Origin of the sequence: Streptosporangium carneum (assembly GCF_027922005.1) — a bacterium.
GTDB classification, from domain to species: domain Bacteria; phylum Actinomycetota; class Actinomycetes; order Streptosporangiales; family Streptosporangiaceae; genus Streptosporangium; species Streptosporangium carneum.
The window spans coordinates 155,334-173,168 of sequence record NZ_BSEV01000012.1; the positions used below are offsets into that span (position 1 = coordinate 155,334).

Here is a 17,835-nt window from a genome sequence, read left to right on the forward strand (position 1 = left end):
GCCGCCGCGTCGGGGGCCTGGGGGCGGCGTCCTGACGCGTCGCGAGACCGGGATCCCCGCGGGCCGCGCGGTCAGGAGAGATCATGACCCTCATCCCCGCAGGCAGCGCCACCCTGGCGCCCTGGGCGCTGTGGATCACCCCCGAGTCGGCGGGGTGGACCTACACCGGGCTCCGCCTGCTCAACCTGTCGGGCGAGAGCGTGCGGTTCGCGACCGGCGACGAGGAGATGCTGGTCCTGCCGCTCTCGGGCTCGTGCGAGGTCGAGTGCGACGGGGTACGGCTCGCCCTCGAAGGGCGGACCTCCGTCTTCCACGCGGTCAGCGACTTCGCCTACCTGCCCGTCGGCGCGACCGTCCGGATCACCGGCGCGGGCCGGTTCGCCTTCCCCGCCGCCCGCGCGACCAGGAGCTTCCCCGTGAGGTACGGCGCCGCCCGCGAGGTCCCCGTCGAACTGCGCGGAGCGGGGCAGGCCAGCCGTCAGGTCAACAACTTCTGCGCCCCGGACGCCTTCGACTGCGACAAGCTCGTCGCGGTCGAGGTGCTCACCCCCGGAGGCAACTGGTCGTCCTACCCGCCGCACAAGCACGACTCGCTCTCCGAGCGCGAGGCCGTGCTCGAGGAGATCTACTACTTCGAGGGCGGTCCCGGGTACCAGCGGGTCTACGGCACCCACGACGTGCTGGCCGAGGTGTCGACAGGGGACGTGGTGCTCGTCCCGCACGGCTATCACGGCCCGTCGATGGCGGCGCCCGGCTACGACCTCTACCACCTCAACGTGCTGGCGGGACCCGCCCGGAAGCGGTCGATGGCCTGCCGCGACGACCCCAGGCACGCCTGGGTCCGCTCCTCCTGGACGGAGCAGGCGGTCGACCCCAGGCTCCCCATGACGAAGGCGGCGCGCTGACCCGCCCCCGCGGATCCCCGCGCCGTGCTCTCACGCCTCCCACGTCGTGCCCCGGCGAGCCCCGCGCCGTGCTCGCGCGTCCCGCGTCGTGCCCCTGTGAGCCTCGCGTCGTGCTCAGCCGGGGACGGGGGCGCCCGGGGCCGGTTCGACCTTCGGCTGGAAGCCCCCGGCCAGCACCACGATCAGCGCGACCGCGACGGCGGCCGGCACGAACGCCGTCCTGGCCCCCGCGGTGTCGTTGACGGCGCCGACCACGGCGGCGCCGACGAGGAAGCCGACGTAGTTGAACAGGTTGACCCTGGCGATGGCCGTCTCCGCCCCCGCGCCGAGACGGCCCGCGGCGGAGAACGACTGCGGCGCGATGATCGACAGGCCGACGCCGATCAGGCCGAACGCCAGGACGGCCACGAGGACACCGGGGGCGAGCACGACGCCGAGCGTGCCCGCCGCGGCGATGACCGCGCCCGCCCTGACGACCGGGGCCGGGCCGTACCTGCGCACCGCGAGGTCGCCGGGGACCCGCGCGAGGAGCATGGCCGCCTGGTACAGCAGGTAGGCGAACGGCACCAGCCAGCCGCTCGCGGCCAGGGCGTTCTGCATGTAGAAGGTGCTGTAGTTGGAGACCGCCGCGTCGCCGACGTACAGGAACGCCATCGCCAGGCAGAGCGGGATGATCGGCCGCCACGGCGTCCTGGCCGCGACCCGGGCCGCACGCTCCGTCGCCCGTTCCCCGTCCCTGTCGTAGAGCCGGGGGAGCATGACCGCCGAGATCACGACGCCGACCAGCACGGGGACGGTGAACGACCAGCCGAGGCCGACCCCGAGCGCGCTGAAGGCGGAGTTGACCCCGGCGCCCAGCATCGAGCCGACACTCCACACGGCGTGGAAACCGGTCAGCACGCTCATGCCGTACCGGCGCTCGACCGCGACCGCCTGCATGTTCATCGCCGCGTCGACCGCTCCGACGAACAGGCCGAACACGGCGCTGAGCACGTACAGCCCGGCGAGCCGGTCGTTCCAGCCGGACAGGGCGACGACGCCGCAGACGCCTGCCTGGGAGATGCGCAGGACCGGGCCGCTGCCGTACCTCGCGGCGAGGGGGGCGGCGACGGCGCTTCCCGCACCCGCGATCACCGGGACGAGCAGCAGGACGAGGAGCAGGTCGTCGTCGCTCAGCCCGAACCTGCGCTGGAGGTCGATCACGTGGGTGAGCAGGGTGGCGAAGCAGAGACCCTGGACGAAGAAGGCGGCCGAGGTCGCCACCCGCGCCTGTCTGTCGCGTCTGTCGCGCGGAACCGGAAGCCTGGCCGGAGCCGGGGACGGGGTCGGCACAACGACCTCCATCAAACATGAGGGGTGTTCAGGTTCCGTCAGGGTAGGGGCGCGGTTCCCGAGGGTCAATGGTCGCCTACGCGGCGGTCTCGCGGGTGCTGTACGAGAATTTCGCGAGATTTCCGGTGATGCCCCTCGCGGGGATTATGGTCAAAGGGTGGACAGTTTCCCGTCTCCCGCACACCGTGAGCCCGCGCGCGAACCGCGTCCGGGAGAGCTACGGGCGGGAAACGACGACAGGGAGCGGGTGGCCGCCGTGCTGGGCGACGCGCTCGCCGACGGACGGCTCACCCCCGAAGAGCACGAGGAGCGGATCACCGCGCTGTACCGCGCCCGCACCCTGGGCGAACTGTCCGTGCTCACCGTCGACCTGCTCCCGCCGGAGGCCCAGCCGCTGCGGACCGACGTCCGCCCCGTGACGGCGTTCTTCGGCAGCCAGGTGCACGCGGGCCGCTGGGTGGTGCCGACCCGCTTCTCCGCGACCGCGATCTGCGCCAACGTCACCCTCGACCTGCGCGAGGCGGTGCTGCAGTCGAACCACGTGACCCTTCAGGTCACCGTGATGGCCGGGACGCTCACGCTGATCGTCCCCGAGGGCGTCCGGATCCTGATGCCCGCCTCCGGCGTCATGGCGAGCAAGAAGAACCAGGTCCCGCCCTCTCCGGACGGGCCGGTGATCGAGATCACCGGCCTCGTCACCATGGGCGGCGTCGTCGCCAAGTCGCCGAAACGCCCCCGCCGCCCCTGGTTCCGCCGCCGGACGGCGAACGGCGGGTGACGGAGCCGTAAGCCGTCCCGCCCCGGAGGCCCGGGACCGTTCCCGGGCCGGGGAGGCGGGAGGCCGTCCCCGACCGGAACGGAGGGAGCCGTCCCCGGCTCAGCTGGCGCTGTCGAAGTTGATGGCGCTGTAGGCCCGAAGCTTCCAGAGCTGGTGCTCGCTCTCGATCTTGCGGATCGTGCCGGAACGGCCCCGCATGACCAGGGAGTTGGTCACCGCGCGACCGCTTCGGTAGCGGACGCCCTGCATGAGCTCTCCGTCGGTGATCCCGGTCGCGGCGAAGAAGACGTCGTCCGACCTGACCAGGTCGTCGGTGGTCAGCGTGGCGTCCAGGTCGAGGCCCGCGTCCAGCGCCCTGCGCCGCTCCGCGTCGTCCTGCGGCCACAGCCTGCCCTGGATGACGCCGCCCAGGCACTTGAGCGCGCACGCCGCGATGATGCCCTCGGGGGTGCCGCCGATGCCGAGCATCAGGTCCACGCCCGTGCCGGCGCGGGCGGCCATGATGGCCCCGGCCACGTCGCCGTCGGTGATGAGCTTGATCCGCGCTCCGGCCTCCCGGATCTCCCTGATGATCTTGTCGTGACGCGGCCGGTCGAGGATGACCACGGTCACGTCGGAGGCCTCGCAGCCCTTGGCACGTGCCACCGCGGCGATGTTGTCGGCCACCGGCGCGTTGATGTCCACGGTTCCCGCGGCCTCGGGGCCGGTGACCAGCTTGTCCATGTAGAAGACGGCCGACGGGTCGTACATCGAGCCGCGCTCGCTGACCGCGATGACCGAGATCCCGTTCGGCATGCCGAGCGCGGTGAGCCGGGTGCCGTCGATCGGGTCGACGGCCACGTCGCACTCGGCGCCGCTGCCGTCACCGACGTGCTCGCCGTTGTAGAGCATCGGCGCGTTGTCCTTCTCGCCCTCGCCGATGACCACCACGCCGTTCATCGACACCGTGTTGATCAACTGACGCATGGCGTTCACCGCGGCGCCGTCCGCGCCGTTCTTGTCGCCGCGCCCGACCCAGCGGGCCGCGGACATCGCCGCCGCCTCGGTGACCCGGACGAGTTCAAGGGCAAGGTTGCGATCAGGTGCGTGTTCACCTGTGGCGAGCGCGGCAGGGACGGACGTCTGATCGGACATGGCGGAGGGCCCCTCTCGTGGATTACTGCACAACGATCGTAGTTGCCCCCCTCTAACCGGTCAGCGGAGGATAATGTCCCCACGATGAGCAGCGACACGGAACGGGTGGTGACAGACGTGACCGCACGCACCTCCGAGCGGGGTGCGGCAACGCGCGTCGCCCTCCTCGCCGCGGCCAGGGAAGTCTTCGTCACCAGCGGTTTCGCCGAAGCCGGGGTCACCGACATCGTCTCACGCGCCGAAGCCAGCGTCGGCAGCCTCTACCACCATTTCTCCGGCAAGGCAGACCTCTACCTGACGCTCTTCGACGAGTTCCAGGAGCGGCAGACGCAGCGGACGAAGCAGGCGGTCCACACCGCCCGCGCCGGGGGTGAGAGCGACCCGATGCGGCTGTTCGTCGCCGGCGCCCGCGCCTACCTGGAGGGCTGCCTCGCCGAGCGCGAGATCTCCGCGCTCTTCCTGCGCGGCGACGGACCGCCGGGGTTCGAGGTCACCATGCGCGACAGGCTGCGTCAGTGGGCCAAACGCAACGCCGCCCTGTTCGAGGGCGACGAGGGGGCCCTGGTCGTGGTGCTCACCGGGGCGCTCGCCGCCGCCGTCTCCGAGGTCGCCCTGTCCGAGGACGAGCACGCCTCCCGTGCCCTCGCCGACGGAGTGCTGACCATCATCGGGCAGATCCGACGCCCCTGAGACGGGAGCGCCCCCGAGAACGGATAGTCTCGACAGTCGTGCGACGGTTCACTGAGGGTTTCTACGGCTATGCGTTCGCGATGCTCGTCTGCCTCGCGGGCGTCGGCGCCTTCCTGCTGGTCGCCCCGCAGAGCCGGACCGAGCACATCCCCAGCGTCAACTTCTCGATCGACCTGGCCAACATGCGCCGCGAAGCGGCCTACCAGGTGTGGTCGCCGGAGCCCGTGCAGCCCGGCTGGGTGCCGACCAGCTCCAGAAGGACCGAGGCCAAGACCCCCGACGGCAAGACCGCGGTGACCTGGAAGCTCGGCTTCGCCACCGCCAAGCGCCTGCACGCCATGCTCGCCCAGAGCGACGAGAGGCCCGCCGCCGAGTTCGCCAACCGGATGGCCAACAGCAGCACGGTCGTCGGCAGCGTCCAGATCAACGGGGTGACCTGGGAGAAGCGCTTCCGCGAGGACAAGAACCAGCGCTCCCTGATCCGCTTCCTGCCCGACACCACCGTGGTCGTCACCGGCAGCGCCCCGTGGGAAGAACTGTCCGCCCTCGCCGGATCACTCAAGCAGCAGCCCAGGATCACCTCCTGAGCCCCTCCGGCTCCGCAGAAAGCGGAAGGCCCTAGAAAGGGGTGTTTCCCGCGGGGTCGGGCTGCCTGCGCTGCGCCATGGCGGCCGCCAGCTTCACCCGGGCCCCCTGGAGCCACTCCTCGCACAGCGCCGCCAGTTTCTCGCCGCGCTCCCACAGCTCGATCGACTCCTCCAAGGTGAGCCCGCCCGCCTCCAGGCGGCGGACCACCTCGGTCAGCTCCTCGCGTGCCTGCTCGTACGACGGTGTCTTCTCATCGGCCACATGCCCACCCTAGTGCGGCGACCACCGGTGTTCGCCGGATCGGACACCGCTCCGCCGGCGTCGACCTGAGCGGCCCGCCGGTCGCCGTCGCCGATCACCCACCTGGGAGACTGGATCGATGAGTGTTCGTCACGCGGTCTCCGAGGACATCCCCGAACTGGTACGGCTCCGCCAGATCCTGGCCGACCGCATGGCCATGGACGGCAGTTATCCGGTCGAGAGCCGCTGGCACGAGGCCTACGCGGAGAGCCTCGGAGAGCGGATCGGCAGCCAGGACACGGCCGTCTACGTCGTGGACGCCCCTGAGGGCGGACTGGCCGCCTGCGGGATCGGTCTCATCTTCGACCGCTTCCCGGGGCCCAGCCTTCCCGACGGCCGCTACGGCTACATCCAGGGCATGACGACCGATCCGGCCCACCGGAGGCGGGGACACGGCCGGGCCATCATGGTCACGCTCATGGGGTGGTACCGCGGCCTGGACATCCGCAGGGTCGACCTGCACGCCACCTCCGAGGCGGAGCCGCTCTACCGGGAGCTCGGCTTCGCCGACGACGGCTACCCCTCGCTCACGTGGCGCAACCCCTCCTGAGCGTCACCCGGCCGTTCCTCGCCCATGCGCCGGAGCCCCCACGTGCGGTCACCGGGCCGCCTCCGGCTCACGGGGCGGAATCCCTCCTGACCGTCACCCGGTCGTCGGGGAACCTGATCGTCAGCTCGTCGCCGGGGGCGACGTCGGCGGCACGCCGTACGACGTCGCCCGTGGGACGCTGCACGATCGCGTAACCCCGCTCGAGGGTCGCGGCGGGGGACAGGGCGAGCAGGCGGGCTCGCAGGTGCCCGAGGGAGTCCTCGGCGCGGTCGAGGGAGGCGGTCAGGGAACGTCTCGCCCGATCCCTGAGCTGCTCGGCCTGCTCGGCCCTGCGCTCGACCTCGCGGACCGGGTCGGCCAGGGACGGACGCGAACGGGCGGCGGCCAGCCAGGCCGTCTCGCGCTCCAGCCAGCCGCCCGTCACCCTGCGGCCCCGGTCACGGAGCTGGCGGATGAGCGTGAGCTGTTCGCCGACGTCGGGGACGACTTTCTTGGCCGCGTCCGTGGGGGTCGACGCCCGCACGTCGGCGACCATGTCGAGCAGCGGGTTGTCCTGCTCGTGCCCGATGGCGCTGACCACCGGGGTCCGGCACGCGGCCACCGCCCTGACCAGGGACTCGTCGGAGAAGGGCAGCAGGTCCTCCATCGACCCGCCGCCCCGCGCGATCACGATGACGTCGACCTCGCCGTCGGCGTCGAACGTGCGCAGAGCCTCGGTGACCTCCGTGACGGCGTACGGCCCCTGCACCGCGACGGGCTCGACCTTGAACCGGACCGCGGGCCAGCGACGCCGGGAGTTCTCCAGCACGTCGCGTTCCGCGGCCGAGTCGCGACCGCAGATCAGCCCGATGGTGCCCGGCAGGAACGGCAGCCGCCGCTTGCGGTCGACCCCGAAGAGCCCTTCGGAGGCGAGCAACTGGCGCAGCCGTTCCAACCTGGCCAGCAGTTCGCCGACGCCGACCGGCCGCATCTCCAGGGCGGTGAAGGCGAAGGAGCCCTTGTTGACCCAGAAGTCCGGCTTCAGGTGCATGACGACCCGGGCGCCGTCCACGGGACGGGGGACGGTCGCCTCGTAGACGCCGCGCGGGCAGGTGACACGGGCGGACACGTTGGCCACCGGGTCGCGCAACGTCAGGAACACCGTGCCGCCCCGGGCGGTCAGCTCGGTGATCTGCCCCTCGACCCAGACGGTGCCGAGCTTGCTGATCCAGCCGCCGACCATCTGCAGAACCGTGCGGACGGGGAGCGGCTGCTCAGGGGTGGTCTTCGAGCTCATGCTCGCAGAGCCTACGCGCAGGGCCCGGCCGTCGGGCTGATCCCGTGTCTCCGCCGGGTTCGGGATGTCCCTCGGACATCCTGTGAGCGCCCGGATGTCCGTGTCCGACAGCGGCGCGTGACCCGGTGAACGTTTCCGGTCACAACGCTGTGCGGCGTTACTCGGCGGCTTCCAGCTTGACCAGACGGTTCTCGTACATGCGCACGACGTCCGCCCTGGCCGAGGTGGCCTGCTCGTAGGCGAGAAGCTCCTTGATCTGGTCGGCTGACCTGCCGCGCATCCGGGCACGCAGGGAGGCGATCGACAGCCCGCCGTAGCCGGGCATCGGCTCCGCGAGCGTCGGCTCCTCAGCCGTTTCCGGCTCGGCCTCCGCGGCCGTTTCCGCCTCGACCGCCCGGGCGGGTTCCGTTTCGACCGCCGGAGTCGTCTCCGTCCGCGTCGTCACGGTGTCCGCCTCCGCCTTCGCGGTCGCCGTCTCCGCCGCGGCGGTCTCGGGCTTCGGCGTGCCCGCTGCCGCCTCCGGCTTCGCGACCTTGGTCTTGGTGACCTCGACCGTCGCGGTGTCGGCCGTCTCGGACTCGGTGACCTCGACCTCGGTGACCTCGATCTTCACGGCCGCGGGCTCGGAGACCTCAGGCTCGGGGCTCTGAGCCTTCGGCTCCGCGGTCCGGGGTTCGGCGGTCCGGGGTTCGGTGGTCCGGGCTTCCGTGGTCCGAGGCTCCGCGGCCTTGGGCTCGGTCGTCTCGGGCTCGACGGTCTCCGCGGCCTTGGGCTCGGCCGTCTCGGGCTCGACGGTCTCCGCGGCGCTCCTGGACTTGGCGGGGGCGAAGATGACCGGCTCGGGGCGCGCCTTCGTGCCGTTGGACTCGGCCTTGGCCTCCTCGGTGGCGGCGGGCGCGGTCTTCTCCGGCCGCGGGGCGAAGATCACCGGCTCGCGGCGGGCGGGCTTGTCCTCCGCCTTCTCCGCGCTCTCTCCGGCGTCGACCCGCTGGTCGGCGGTCTCCTCCGACTCCTCCTGACCGGTGAGACGCTTGATCGTGTTCTTCACCCGGTCGCCGAGCTGCAATGCCTGGCCGACCCCGTTCAATGCGGTCTGGAGCACGCTTTTGGTGACATTGCGGACGATGTCGGGGACTGTCATGTCGTCTCCCTGAAGATCTGTATTGGACGCTGCATCTGGCAAGCGTTAGGTAAGACTTGTGCCTCATGAGGTCATAGAGCAAGTGGGCGGGCTCCCCAGGCTCTCCACGTAGCATAAGGACATGACCTCAGAGAGCCCCGCGACCCGACGTGTACTCGTGGCGAAGCCCCGTGGTTACTGCGCCGGGGTCGACCGCGCGGTCCAGGCCGTGGAGAAGGCCCTGGAGCAGTACGGCGCGCCGATTTACGTCCGCAAGCAGATCGTCCACAACACCCACGTCGTCAGGACGCTGGAGCGGCGTGGAGCGATCTTCGTGGAGGAGACCGAGGAGGTGCCGGAGGGCGCCATCGTGGTCTTCTCCGCCCACGGAGTCTCCCCGGCCGTCCACCAGGAGGCCGCCAGTCGCAGCCTGAGGACGATCGACGCCACCTGCCCGCTGGTGACCAAGGTCCACAACGAGGCGAAGCGCTTCGCCTCCCAGGACTACGACATCCTCCTCATCGGGCACGAGGGACACGAGGAGGTCGAGGGCACCGCCGGTGAGGCCCCCGACCACATCCAGCTCGTCGACGGCCTCGGCTCGGTCGACACCGTCCAGGTGCGGGACCCCGAGCGGCTGGTGTGGCTGTCGCAGACCACGCTGTCGGTCGACGAGACGACCGAGACGGTCTCCCGGCTCAAGGAGCGCTTCCCGAACCTCATCGATCCGCCGAGCGACGACATCTGCTACGCCACCCAGAACCGCCAGGTCGCGGTGAAGGAGATCGCCGCCCAGGCCCAGCTGGTCATCGTCGTCGGCTCAGAGAACTCCTCCAACTCCAAGCGCCTGGTCGAGGTGGCCCTCGACCACGGGGCCGACGCCTCCTACCTGGTCGACGACGCCTCGTTCATCAAGGACGAATGGCTCGACGGCGTCACCACGGTCGGTGTGACGAGCGGCGCCTCCGTTCCCGAGGATCTCGTCGCGGGAGTCCTGTCCCGCCTCGCCTCGCACGGCTTCGAGGACGTCCAGGAGGTCGAGTCCGTCGAGGAGAGCGTCCGCTTCGCCCTCCCGCACGAGCTCCGCAAGGACCTGCGCGTCACCGTCTGATCCGGCCCCGACGCCCCGTACGGCGGCGCCCCGCGTCGCCGTACGGTCCCTGACCGCCCGGCTCCTACTGCCCGTCGCGAGGCGTGCCGTACACCTTGGGCTCGAAGTATCCCTCGGGCTCGGGGGCGAAGCCCGCGCTGTCGCCGACCCTCGGGCGGGGGATGTCGGGGCCCGCCGTTCGCAGCTCCTCGCGCAGCTCGCGGACGCAGCTCGCCAGGCCGCGCCGCCAGGCGACGACCAGGACCAGGAGCGAGCCCGCGAACAGCCACGGGGCGCCGGCGGACAGCGCGGTGAACATGCCCAGCCCGAAGGCCTGGATCGGGGTGGGGGCGCTCAGGGAGGCGACGGCCTCCGCGACCAGCGTGGCCGCGAAGAAGGCCAGGGGCGGCGAGACCACCAGCGAGAGCAGGTCCCGCCGGTTCACCAGCGCGACCGCGCCTGCGCAGCCCGCCAGGAAGGCCACTCCGACCAGCGCGGACGGTCCGAACACCGCCTGCAGGATCCTGCCCAGCAGTGTGAAGGCCACAACGAGCGCGATCGCGCCCCGGCCGGTCAGCCGGACGCCGTTCTTCTGCTTCCGATCGTTCGCGCGCTCGCCGCCAAGCGGCCGTCCGTCGCCTCGCTCGCTCACCACTCGCCCCCCTCGACCTCGGTCCCCATCGACCCCTCTTTCCCGCCTGCGGCGTCCGGCCGCCGGCGCCTTGCGGGGAACAGCATCTCTAGGGCAGGTCGCTCGCCAACTTACCGTTCAGGCGGGAGATGAGAGACGAGCTTGACTCCTCTTCTCCCAGCAGTTCGGGTGAGGTCAGCGCGCGTGGCAGGTCCTCGACGGTCTGGGGGCCGTCCAGCTCGCCGTCGACCAGCCCCAGGTCGTTCAACCTGCGCGCGCTGACCAGCACCCGCGACTCCAGGGAGCCGACGGTGCGGTTGTACGACTCGACCGCTCGGCTCAGCGACCGGCCCATCGTGTCCATGTTGCGTCCCAGACTGCTCAGCCGCTCGTAGAGCTCCTTGCCCAGTTCGAAGACCGCCCGCGCGTTCTCGCCGAGCGCGGCCTGCTGCCAGGCGTACTGGGCGGTGCGCAGCATGGTGATCAGCGTGGTCGGCGTGGCGATGTGGACGCGCCGCCGCATGGCGTACTCCAGCAGCGCGGGATCGCGTTCCAGAGCGGGCGCGAGGAAGGCCTCGCCGGGGATGAACAGCACCATGAACTCCGGCGCGGGGCTGAACGCCTGCCAGTAGGCCTTGGCCGCCAGCCGGTCCACGTGCTCGCGCACGTGACGGGCGTGGGTGTCGAGCCTTGCCGACTGGTGGTCGGGGTCGGTCGACTCGGCGGCCTCGAGGTAGGCGGCCAGGGAGACCTTGGAGTCGACCACGATGTTCTTGCCGCCCGCCAGCCGTACGACCATGTCGGGCCTGAGCACGCCGTCGGCGGTGGTGACGCTCGCCTGCTCGTCGAAGTCGCAGAACCGCTGCATCCCGGCGATCTCGGCGACCCTGCGGAGCTGGAGCTCCCCCCACCGCCCCCTGGCCTCGGGGCGTTGCAGCGCCCTGACCAGGGCTGTCGTCTGAAGGCGCAGCTGTTCGTTGCTCTCGCGGACGACGTCGATGTGCTTGGCCAGCTCGGCGTGGGCGGCCCGTTGACCCGACTGGGTGTCGCGCAGCTGCGTCTCGACACGGGCCAGGGTGTCCTTCAGCGGCTCGATCAGGTGCTCGACGGCCTGCTTGCGCTGTTCGAGCTCCCCGGCGGCCTCGGCCCGCCCCGCCGCCAGCCTGGTCTCGGCCAGCTCGAGGAAACGCAGGTTGTTGACGTCGAGCGCGCGGGCGGACAGGGCCTGGAAGCGCTCGGCGAGCTGCTCCTCGACGTAGGCGACCTTCTCCTCGGCGGCTCTGGCCCTGGCCTCGGCGTCCGCCAGGCGGGTGACGACGTCCGCCTCTCCTGAGGAGGCACGCGCCCTGCCCAGCAGGAACCCGATCGCGAGTCCGGCGGCGAGTCCTACGGCGAGCTGGAAGGCGAGGGCCATGACATCCACCACGGAATGATGTCAGGCCCGCCGGTTCCCGGCCTCCCGACACGCTTTCCACGCGGAGGCCGCGCGTTCCGCGCCGTCGGCCTCCCCTTACGGTCCTCCGGGCCCCTCTGCACCCCTCCACGGCGGGTAGCACTGGGTGATTCGCCGTAAACTCGGCTGACGTGAGCCTGAGCATCGGCATCGTCGGATTGCCCAACGTCGGCAAGTCAACGCTTTTCAACGCGCTGACGAAGACCGCAAACGCCCTGGCGGCGAACTATCCCTTCGCCACCATCGAGCCCAACGTGGGCATCGTCGGCGTCCCCGACCCGCGTCTGGAGAAGCTGGCCGAGATCTTCGGCTCCGCGAAGATCCTGCCCGCGAAGGTCGAGTTCGTCGACATCGCCGGCCTGGTCAAGGGCGCGTCCGAGGGACAGGGGCGGGGCAACCAGTTCCTCGCCAACATCCGTGAGACCGACGCCATCTGCCAGGTCATCCGGGTCTTCGGCGACCCCGACGTGACCCACGTGGACGGCGGCGTCGAGCCGGGGCGCGACATCGAGACGATCAACACCGAGCTGATCCTCGCGGACCTGCAGACGCTGGAGAAGGCGATTCCCCGCCTCCAGAAGGAGTCCAGGACCAACAAGGACCGCAAGCCCGCCCTGGAGGCGGCCGAGGCGGCCGTCAAGCTCCTCGACGGCGGCACCACCCTGTACGCCGGGGCGAAGGGCGCGGGCATCGACGTCGCCGACCTGCGCGACCTGCACCTGCTGACCGCCAAGCCGTTCCTGTACGTGTTCAACCTCGACGCGGACGAGCTGGTCGACGAGGAGCTGCGGGCCAAACTGTCCGCGCTCGTCGCGCCCGCCGAGGCCGTCTTCCTCGACGCGAAGATCGAGTCCGAGCTGGTCGAGCTTCCCGACGACGAGGCCCTCGAGCTCCTGCAGTCCGTCGGCCAGGAGGAGTCGGGGCTGGCCCAGCTGGCCCGCGTCGGCTTCGAGACGCTCGGCCTGCAGACCTACCTCACCGCGGGCCCCAAGGAGACCAGGGCCTGGACGATCCGCAAGGGCGCCACCGCCCCCGAGGCGGCCGGGGTCATCCACACCGACTTCCAGCGCGGCTTCATCAAGGCCGAGATCGTCTCCTTCGGCGAGCTGGTCGAGGCGGGCTCCATCGCCGCCGCCCGCCAGGTCGGCAAGGCCCGCATCGAGGGCAAGGACTACGTGATGCGCGACGGCGACGTCGTGGAGTTCCGCTTCAACGTCTGAGCCGGTTCAGAGAGTGTGAACGGGCTACGTCGTGCCCGCGGCAGAGGGGCGTCCGGCGCCTCCTCGGCCGCGGGACTCGGCGGGACGTCGCCGCGTTCCCCGTCCGCTCTCAGCCGGCGGTCGTGAACGCGGGCACGGCGTAAGCCGGTCCGTCGCCCCGCTGACACCCTTCAGGGGTGAGGTCCTCCGGCAGAAGCGGTACGGCTCCGGCCCGGTGCCGTCGGCGGTCAATCCGCCGCAGGGCGCCACTGGGCGGTCGCCTGTACGGCTCCCAGGCCTCCGGCCAGGCCGATGACGCCCGCGAGTCCCAGTGCCACCAGCGCACTTGTCCCGAGCAGGGTCCAAGAAAACGTTCCGGCGCTGGTCATCGCGATGAAGAACGTTCCCTGCCAGGCGGCCACAGCGGTCCCGAACCCCACGGCGATCACGGTGGGAGCGCTCAGGTTCCAGAGGGCGATGCCCATGACGAATCTTCGACGTTCGGTCAACACCGCCAGGGGGGCGACGGCGGTTGTGAACGTCAGGAACTCGCCCGCCGAGCTGGTGACCACGGCCAGCAGCAGGATTCCCATCATGAGGACGGTGAACAGCCTTACCCAGGTGGCCATGGTGGCCAGATTGTCCGTGCCGAGCAGCCATGAGTCATAGGGCCGTTCCACGAAGGCCATCCCGAAGGACTGGTAGGCGGCCTGCTTCACCTGACCGCTGAAACCGTCCGAGCCCAGCGGAAGTATCACAGCGATCCGGTCGGAGGTTTTCGCCGCCGCGAGAACGCTCCCCTCCCGTAGCTCTGTCTTCCCGACGTAGCTGACGTACTGGTTCAGGAAACGAGCTCGGACGTCGCCCTTGTCCTGCGCAAGGGGGCCTGGGGAGCACTTGAGGTTCAACTTCCGGACGGTCGAGCACGACCCACGGATCTCAGTCGTTCCTTCAGGGGTGTCCGGAGTGTTTACCATGAGCAGTTCCGCTTCCTTCGGAAGCAGGCCCGTGAAGCGATCGACCCTCAGAGGGGTCATGGACTGTGGAACGACGATCAGTACGGAGTCGCGCAGTTCCTGGTGGGCCCTTTGGGCGTTCTGACCTGATTCACCTAAGCGGCTGGACCAGACCTGGGCTTGGGTGATCACACCAAGGCCGATGACGACGACGGAGACCAGACGAACCACGACTCCCGGGCGGGCGTGGGCCCATCGACCGGCGATCAGCGTGTCGCTCCGCCCCGTCCGTACGCCGAAGTTCGCCAGAGACGTCCCCAGGCGTCGAATCACCAGGCCGGCGGTCGAGGGCAACATCCCCCAGAGCAGAGCCGTGCCCCCGACGTACGCGAGGAAGCTCATGACCTTCGAGAGGTAGGGCGTGACGACGATCGCGATCAGCCCTATCGCCCCCACGACGGACCGCCACCGAGGAATGGCTCCCTCAAAGGTCCGGGGTTGTGTCCCCTGAGTGCTCCCGGTGTCCCGGTGAATGGTCACGACCACCAGAAGCGCCAGCGCGAACGCGCTGACGGCGGCTGTGGGAGCCGCCCAGGCCCACGAGCGCAGGTCGGCGGAGTTCGTGGTGAATCCGGTTATGGGAAGACGGACATTCCATATCGTCATCACGAAGTAGGGGACGCATCCCAGGACGGTTCCGACGGAGGAGGGAATGAGTGCCTCGCCAAGATTGACCAATGCCCTGTGCCGGTAACCTCCCCCCAGGGCCGTCAGCAGGCGTGTACGCCTGTCCCTCACGGTTGATCCGCATCGCGCGGCGATGATGAGAAGCACCATGGCCGCGCCGCCGAGGGTGATGCTTATCGTGGCGATGAACTGGCCGATCGGCACGCGGTTGCGAGAGTCGCCCATGAGGGCGGATCTCGCGGAACCGATTCGGGTGACACCGAACCAGTCGCGACGGTCGTCGACCTTCGGTCTGACGTAGGCGAGTCGCTCGGCGGAATTGGCGAGCCCGTCGTCCTGGATGATTCCAGCGAACACCCCGTACCTGTCACGTATGCCCTCTCCCGCGCCGGCGCGGAGCAGCTCGGGAGAGAGAAACGCCTCTCCAGGGCCGGGCCAACGTGGCAGTCCCGGCGGCGGAGCGACTGTCGACGAACGCGGCTCGACATGAACAACCTGGTGAGGGACGTTCCCCACGGAGTCTCTGGTCCACTTGTAGCTCGCGACTACGGGTCTTTTGCCTCTCGCCATCTCCGCGCCGCGCGCCAGATCTCGCTTGTCCCATCCGTCGTATGTCGCGACGACCGTGAGGACGGACATGAACACGAGTGTCATGGTGGTGGCCGCGACGGTGAGGGCCGCGAACCGCAGCCTCCCCCCAGGTGAGTTCCTGCCTGCGGCGAGTCCCAGACGCAACAGATGCCACCAGAGTCTTTGGCGGCTCACGGCTTGGCCCCTATGAGGCGCCCGGCCACCAGGTCGAATCTGCGGTCCGCCCTGCGTGCCAGACTCTCGTCATGGGTCACCACCAGGAGTGCGCAGTTCTGTTTCCGGGGCAGCTCAAAGATGAGATCGGCCACCGAATCCCTGGTGTTCCTGTCCAGCGCTCCGGTGGGTTCGTCGGCGAGCAGAAGCGGCGGGTTCGTGATCAACGCCCGCGCCACAGCCGTTCGCTGTCTCTCTCCACCGGAGAGGTAGGCGGTCGGAGTCTGCCCGAGAGGAACGCCGAGTTCGGACAGGAGTCTCTCCGCGGAGTCGTACGCCGTCTTGCGATCGACCCCCGCGAGGAGAGCCGCGAGGGCCACGTTCTCGGGCGGTGACAGCTCGGGGAGCAGCTCACCGAACTGGAACACCATGCCGACGTGCTTGCGACGATAGAGGGCGAGCTGTCTGGATGACATGTCGGTTATGTTCTTTCCGGCCACGTAAATGTGCCCGGTGTCCGGCCTGGTAAGACCCAGCACGCATGTCAGAAGAGTGGTCTTGCCGGTCCCGCTCGGTCCGCAGAGTACGACCGACTCCCCCCGGCGGACATGGAGGCTGAGGCTGGTGAAAATCTCCGCGTTCACAGTGGAGTGGCTCAGATTTTCGATGCTCAGCAATGGATGCTGATGTCTTGGATCAGGCATGATTGCCCCTTTAAATAGGAGGGTGCCGAGCAAGTAGTAAGGAAATACCTGCTCGGCACCGTATCTTGCCATGTGTCAACTGGAGCCGTTGTTTGTCAGCCCCAGGCGCTGCAGTCGTCCGGCCACGCGGAGATGGTCTCGCACGCGCGGAGGCTGGTTACCGTCGATCCGGTGTTACTGTCGACATAGTTCTGCCACGGGCCGTTCTCGGGGCCGTAAAGCTCGTACGAGCGCTTCGTCCCGGGCGCTGCACTTCGGTAGTACTCGTTGTAGACATGGCAGGGGTTCGTGGCCCAGCAGTGGTTGAGCAGACGCACCACATTGTTGCCGTGTGTGTACGACTGAGCAGCTCCACTGCCGTTCGTGACGTTGATTGCGTACGCGCTCGCGATCGGGGTGAGAGCGGCGACCGCCACTATCCCTCCCGCAAACGCGGTAAGCGCGCGCATGCGGCGGCTGTACCTATCGCCGGACACAGGTATCCTCCTTGTTGCATCGACAGATGTGCTGTAGGCGGGGGACGTTTTGGCGACCTTCCCCGCCTACAGGTGAACGGAAAGCCATACTGATCTTTACACGGCTTTCCTTCTGTGTGCAATCTTGGATGAACAGGACAGGCTTCATTCTTGGCATGGCGTCGACGCCATAAGGTGTTCCCCTTTTTGAGGCGCAATTCCAATGGTTTTCGGGCAAGCCGGAAAGAAAAGCGGTAAATGGAGTCTTCGTCTGGCGTTGTGACTTGCAGCGGAGGCGGAGGCTTAGCTTTTGGCGAGTGAGGTCTTCTGGTGAGACGGCGATCGCCAAGTTTCGACGCCCGGTGTTACTGCTTGTCTGTGTACGGTCTCGGGCGGTGCCGGAATTGGCGGGTGCCGAGGAGTCGCGCGCCTGATCGGCGGGATCTGGTCAGTTGTTCGCCCGGTGACCGGACGGCTCGGTCGGATGGAGCCCCGGCGGGCAGAGGTTCGGCGCAGGCCGTTGGCGCCTGCGGAACGGGAGAGCGGTCGGCGGTCGACCGAGGCGGCCGGGGGCGTCCACACTGATCTCCAGCGCGACTTCGTCGCCACGTCAACCTCTCCGCCTCTCCGCGCGTGAGTTGATCGACTCCGACGCGGCAGATACGGGGAAAGGAGTGGTGTAAGGCTCTTCTTCGAAGGGCACGGCTGGGAGGACTGCACCTCCTGGCTCAAGAGCGACCGCAAGGTGCTCGCACGGACCAGCGAGCTCATCGAGGACATCCTCCGTCGCCCCCTGGCCGCCGGTCGCCCGGGCACGCCATGGGAGCGGACCGCACAGGGGGAGGCGTCATGCCGAAGCGGGTTCAGTACAAACGGGGGCAGCCCAAGCCGCAGGGGGTCGTCGTCGTGACCCGTGTCAGCCGGTGGGGCAACCCGTTCACGGTGGCCGAGCACGGCAGGGCGGAGGCGATGCGCCTGCACCGTGAACACCTGCTCGCCGGGACGCTGGTCAACAGGTTCGGCCATCGCGTCACCGTTGACATGGTGCGCCGCGAGCTTCGCGGATTCGACCTCGGATGCGCGTGCGATCTCGGCGAGCTGTGCCACGCGGACACCTTGCTGAGGGTCGCGAACTCGACCGACCCGGTGACCGAGATCAGTTTTCGATAGGGACGGCGATCGACCGCAGGGACGGCCACCGTCCTCAAGGGCGCTCAAGGACGGCCGTCGGCCTCGGGGACGG

Annotated in this window: 18 protein-coding genes and 1 pseudogene; 9 read left to right on the top strand and 10 right to left on the bottom strand. The window is 69.4% G+C overall.

All coding sequences use genetic code 11. The features are described 5' to 3' along the window. The first annotated feature begins 83 nt into the window (after positions 1-83). Positions 84-905 carry a 5-deoxy-glucuronate isomerase gene (gene iolB / locus PKF00_RS24920; RefSeq protein WP_271220055.1) on the top strand — a complete coding sequence of 274 codons (822 nt, stop codon included), beginning with the start codon at positions 84-86 and terminating at the stop codon, positions 903-905. A gap of 114 nt (positions 906-1,019) precedes the next feature. On the opposite strand, the gene PKF00_RS24925 is transcribed toward iolB, so the two are convergent. Beyond that, on the bottom strand, positions 1,020-2,237 hold the full coding sequence (locus PKF00_RS24925; protein WP_271220056.1) for an MFS transporter: 1,218 nt from the start codon (positions 2,235-2,237) through the stop codon (positions 1,020-1,022). 157 nt (positions 2,238-2,394) lie between these two features. Here PKF00_RS24925 and PKF00_RS24930 point away from each other — a divergent pair, with 157 nt between their 5' ends. Continuing rightward, entirely contained in the window at positions 2,395-3,015 is a 621-nt protein-coding gene (locus PKF00_RS24930; RefSeq protein WP_271220057.1) for a DUF1707 SHOCT-like domain-containing protein, read from the top strand. Positions 3,016-3,114: 99 nt separating this feature from the next. Here the strand turns inward: PKF00_RS24930 and glpX are convergent, their stop codons facing one another. Then, positions 3,115-4,149 carry a class II fructose-bisphosphatase gene (glpX, locus tag PKF00_RS24935; RefSeq protein WP_271220058.1) on the bottom strand — a complete coding sequence of 345 codons (1,035 nt, stop codon included), beginning with the start codon at positions 4,147-4,149 and terminating at the stop codon, positions 3,115-3,117. An 84-nt stretch (positions 4,150-4,233) separates the two neighbouring features. Between glpX and PKF00_RS24940 the strand changes: the two genes are divergently transcribed. Both PKF00_RS24940 and PKF00_RS24945 read left to right on the top strand, forming a co-directional pair. Next, the gene (locus PKF00_RS24940; RefSeq protein WP_271220059.1) at positions 4,234-4,839 is read left to right on the top strand and encodes a TetR/AcrR family transcriptional regulator; all 606 of its coding nucleotides are present in this window, start codon (positions 4,234-4,236) and stop codon (positions 4,837-4,839) included. Between the two features lie 38 nt (positions 4,840-4,877). Further along, positions 4,878-5,426, top strand: coding sequence for a DUF4245 domain-containing protein (locus tag PKF00_RS24945; RefSeq protein ID WP_271220060.1), 549 nt, complete (start codon positions 4,878-4,880; stop codon positions 5,424-5,426). 31 nt (positions 5,427-5,457) lie between these two features. On the opposite strand, the gene PKF00_RS24950 is transcribed toward PKF00_RS24945, so the two are convergent. Further along, positions 5,458-5,688 carry an exodeoxyribonuclease VII small subunit gene (locus PKF00_RS24950; RefSeq protein WP_271220061.1) on the bottom strand — a complete coding sequence of 77 codons (231 nt, stop codon included), beginning with the start codon at positions 5,686-5,688 and terminating at the stop codon, positions 5,458-5,460. A 118-nt stretch (positions 5,689-5,806) separates the two neighbouring features. On the opposite strand from PKF00_RS24950, the gene PKF00_RS24955 reads away from it, so the two are divergent. Beyond that, entirely contained in the window at positions 5,807-6,277 is a 471-nt protein-coding gene (locus PKF00_RS24955) for a GNAT family N-acetyltransferase (protein WP_344927227.1), read from the top strand. A 67-nt stretch (positions 6,278-6,344) separates the two neighbouring features. On the opposite strand, the gene xseA is transcribed toward PKF00_RS24955, so the two are convergent. Together xseA and PKF00_RS24965 are read right to left on the bottom strand one after the other, a co-directional pair. Beyond that, complete coding sequence (xseA, locus tag PKF00_RS24960) at positions 6,345-7,553, bottom strand: exodeoxyribonuclease VII large subunit (RefSeq protein ID WP_271220062.1); 1,209 nt, start codon at positions 7,551-7,553, stop codon at positions 6,345-6,347. A 157-nt stretch (positions 7,554-7,710) separates the two neighbouring features. Further along, positions 7,711-8,694 carry a hypothetical protein gene (locus PKF00_RS24965; RefSeq protein WP_271220063.1) on the bottom strand — a complete coding sequence of 328 codons (984 nt, stop codon included), beginning with the start codon at positions 8,692-8,694 and terminating at the stop codon, positions 7,711-7,713. Between the two features lie 121 nt (positions 8,695-8,815). Here PKF00_RS24965 and PKF00_RS24970 point away from each other — a divergent pair, with 121 nt between their 5' ends. Then, on the top strand, positions 8,816-9,784 hold the full coding sequence (locus PKF00_RS24970) for a 4-hydroxy-3-methylbut-2-enyl diphosphate reductase (RefSeq protein WP_271220064.1): 969 nt from the start codon (positions 8,816-8,818) through the stop codon (positions 9,782-9,784). 64 nt (positions 9,785-9,848) lie between these two features. Here PKF00_RS24970 and PKF00_RS24975 read toward each other — a convergent pair whose 3' ends face one another. Further along, complete coding sequence (locus tag PKF00_RS24975; RefSeq protein WP_271220065.1) at positions 9,849-10,415, bottom strand: DUF6542 domain-containing protein; 567 nt, start codon at positions 10,413-10,415, stop codon at positions 9,849-9,851. An 88-nt stretch (positions 10,416-10,503) separates the two neighbouring features. Then, positions 10,504-11,808 (bottom strand): DNA recombination protein RmuC, encoded by a 1,305-nt coding sequence (locus tag PKF00_RS24980; protein WP_271220133.1) that lies wholly within the window; start codon positions 11,806-11,808, stop codon positions 10,504-10,506. Between the two features lie 170 nt (positions 11,809-11,978). Here PKF00_RS24980 and ychF point away from each other — a divergent pair, with 170 nt between their 5' ends. Then, positions 11,979-13,067, top strand: coding sequence for a redox-regulated ATPase YchF (gene ychF, locus PKF00_RS24985; protein WP_271220066.1), 1,089 nt, complete (start codon positions 11,979-11,981; stop codon positions 13,065-13,067). A 227-nt stretch (positions 13,068-13,294) separates the two neighbouring features. Here ychF and PKF00_RS24990 read toward each other — a convergent pair whose 3' ends face one another. From PKF00_RS24990 to PKF00_RS25000, 3 genes are all read right to left on the bottom strand, one after another. Then, positions 13,295-15,046, bottom strand: a complete 1,752-nt coding sequence (locus PKF00_RS24990; RefSeq protein ID WP_271220067.1) for a hypothetical protein — start codon at positions 15,044-15,046, stop codon at positions 13,295-13,297. Between the two features lie 404 nt (positions 15,047-15,450). After that, on the bottom strand, positions 15,451-16,110 hold the full coding sequence (locus PKF00_RS24995; protein ID WP_271220068.1) for an ABC transporter ATP-binding protein: 660 nt from the start codon (positions 16,108-16,110) through the stop codon (positions 15,451-15,453). A 122-nt stretch (positions 16,111-16,232) separates the two neighbouring features. Next, complete coding sequence (locus PKF00_RS25000) at positions 16,233-16,586, bottom strand: hypothetical protein (protein WP_271220069.1); 354 nt, start codon at positions 16,584-16,586, stop codon at positions 16,233-16,235. 709 nt (positions 16,587-17,295) lie between these two features. Between PKF00_RS25000 and PKF00_RS25005 the strand changes: the two are divergent. Both PKF00_RS25005 and PKF00_RS25010 read left to right on the top strand, forming a co-directional pair. Next, positions 17,296-17,502, top strand: a pseudogene (locus PKF00_RS25005) (type II toxin-antitoxin system YoeB family toxin); the annotation flags it as partial. Further along, positions 17,442-17,762, top strand: a complete 321-nt coding sequence (locus PKF00_RS25010; RefSeq protein WP_271220070.1) for a DUF4326 domain-containing protein — start codon at positions 17,442-17,444, stop codon at positions 17,760-17,762. The pseudogene PKF00_RS25005 and the gene PKF00_RS25010, both read left to right, overlap by 61 nt. Positions 17,763-17,835: the final 73 nt, after the last annotated feature.

Coding starts and splice junctions, on each gene's coding strand:
- iolB (WP_271220055.1), top strand. CDS start 84: ATGACCCTCATCCCCGCAGGCAGCGCCACCCTGGCGCCCTGGGCGCTG.
- glpX (WP_271220058.1), bottom strand. CDS start 4,149: ATGTCCGATCAGACGTCCGTCCCTGCCGCGCTCGCCACAGGTGAACAC.
- PKF00_RS24940 (WP_271220059.1), top strand. CDS start 4,234: ATGAGCAGCGACACGGAACGGGTGGTGACAGACGTGACCGCACGCACC.
- PKF00_RS24955 (WP_344927227.1), top strand. CDS start 5,807: ATGAGTGTTCGTCACGCGGTCTCCGAGGACATCCCCGAACTGGTACGG.
- xseA (WP_271220062.1), bottom strand. CDS start 7,553: ATGAGCTCGAAGACCACCCCTGAGCAGCCGCTCCCCGTCCGCACGGTT.
- PKF00_RS24965 (WP_271220063.1), bottom strand. CDS start 8,694: ATGACAGTCCCCGACATCGTCCGCAATGTCACCAAAAGCGTGCTCCAG.
- PKF00_RS24970 (WP_271220064.1), top strand. CDS start 8,816: ATGACCTCAGAGAGCCCCGCGACCCGACGTGTACTCGTGGCGAAGCCC.
- PKF00_RS24980 (WP_271220133.1), bottom strand. CDS start 11,808: ATGGCCCTCGCCTTCCAGCTCGCCGTAGGACTCGCCGCCGGACTCGCG.
- PKF00_RS25000 (WP_271220069.1), bottom strand. CDS start 16,586: ATGCGCGCGCTTACCGCGTTTGCGGGAGGGATAGTGGCGGTCGCCGCT.
- PKF00_RS25010 (WP_271220070.1), top strand. CDS start 17,442: ATGCCGAAGCGGGTTCAGTACAAACGGGGGCAGCCCAAGCCGCAGGGG.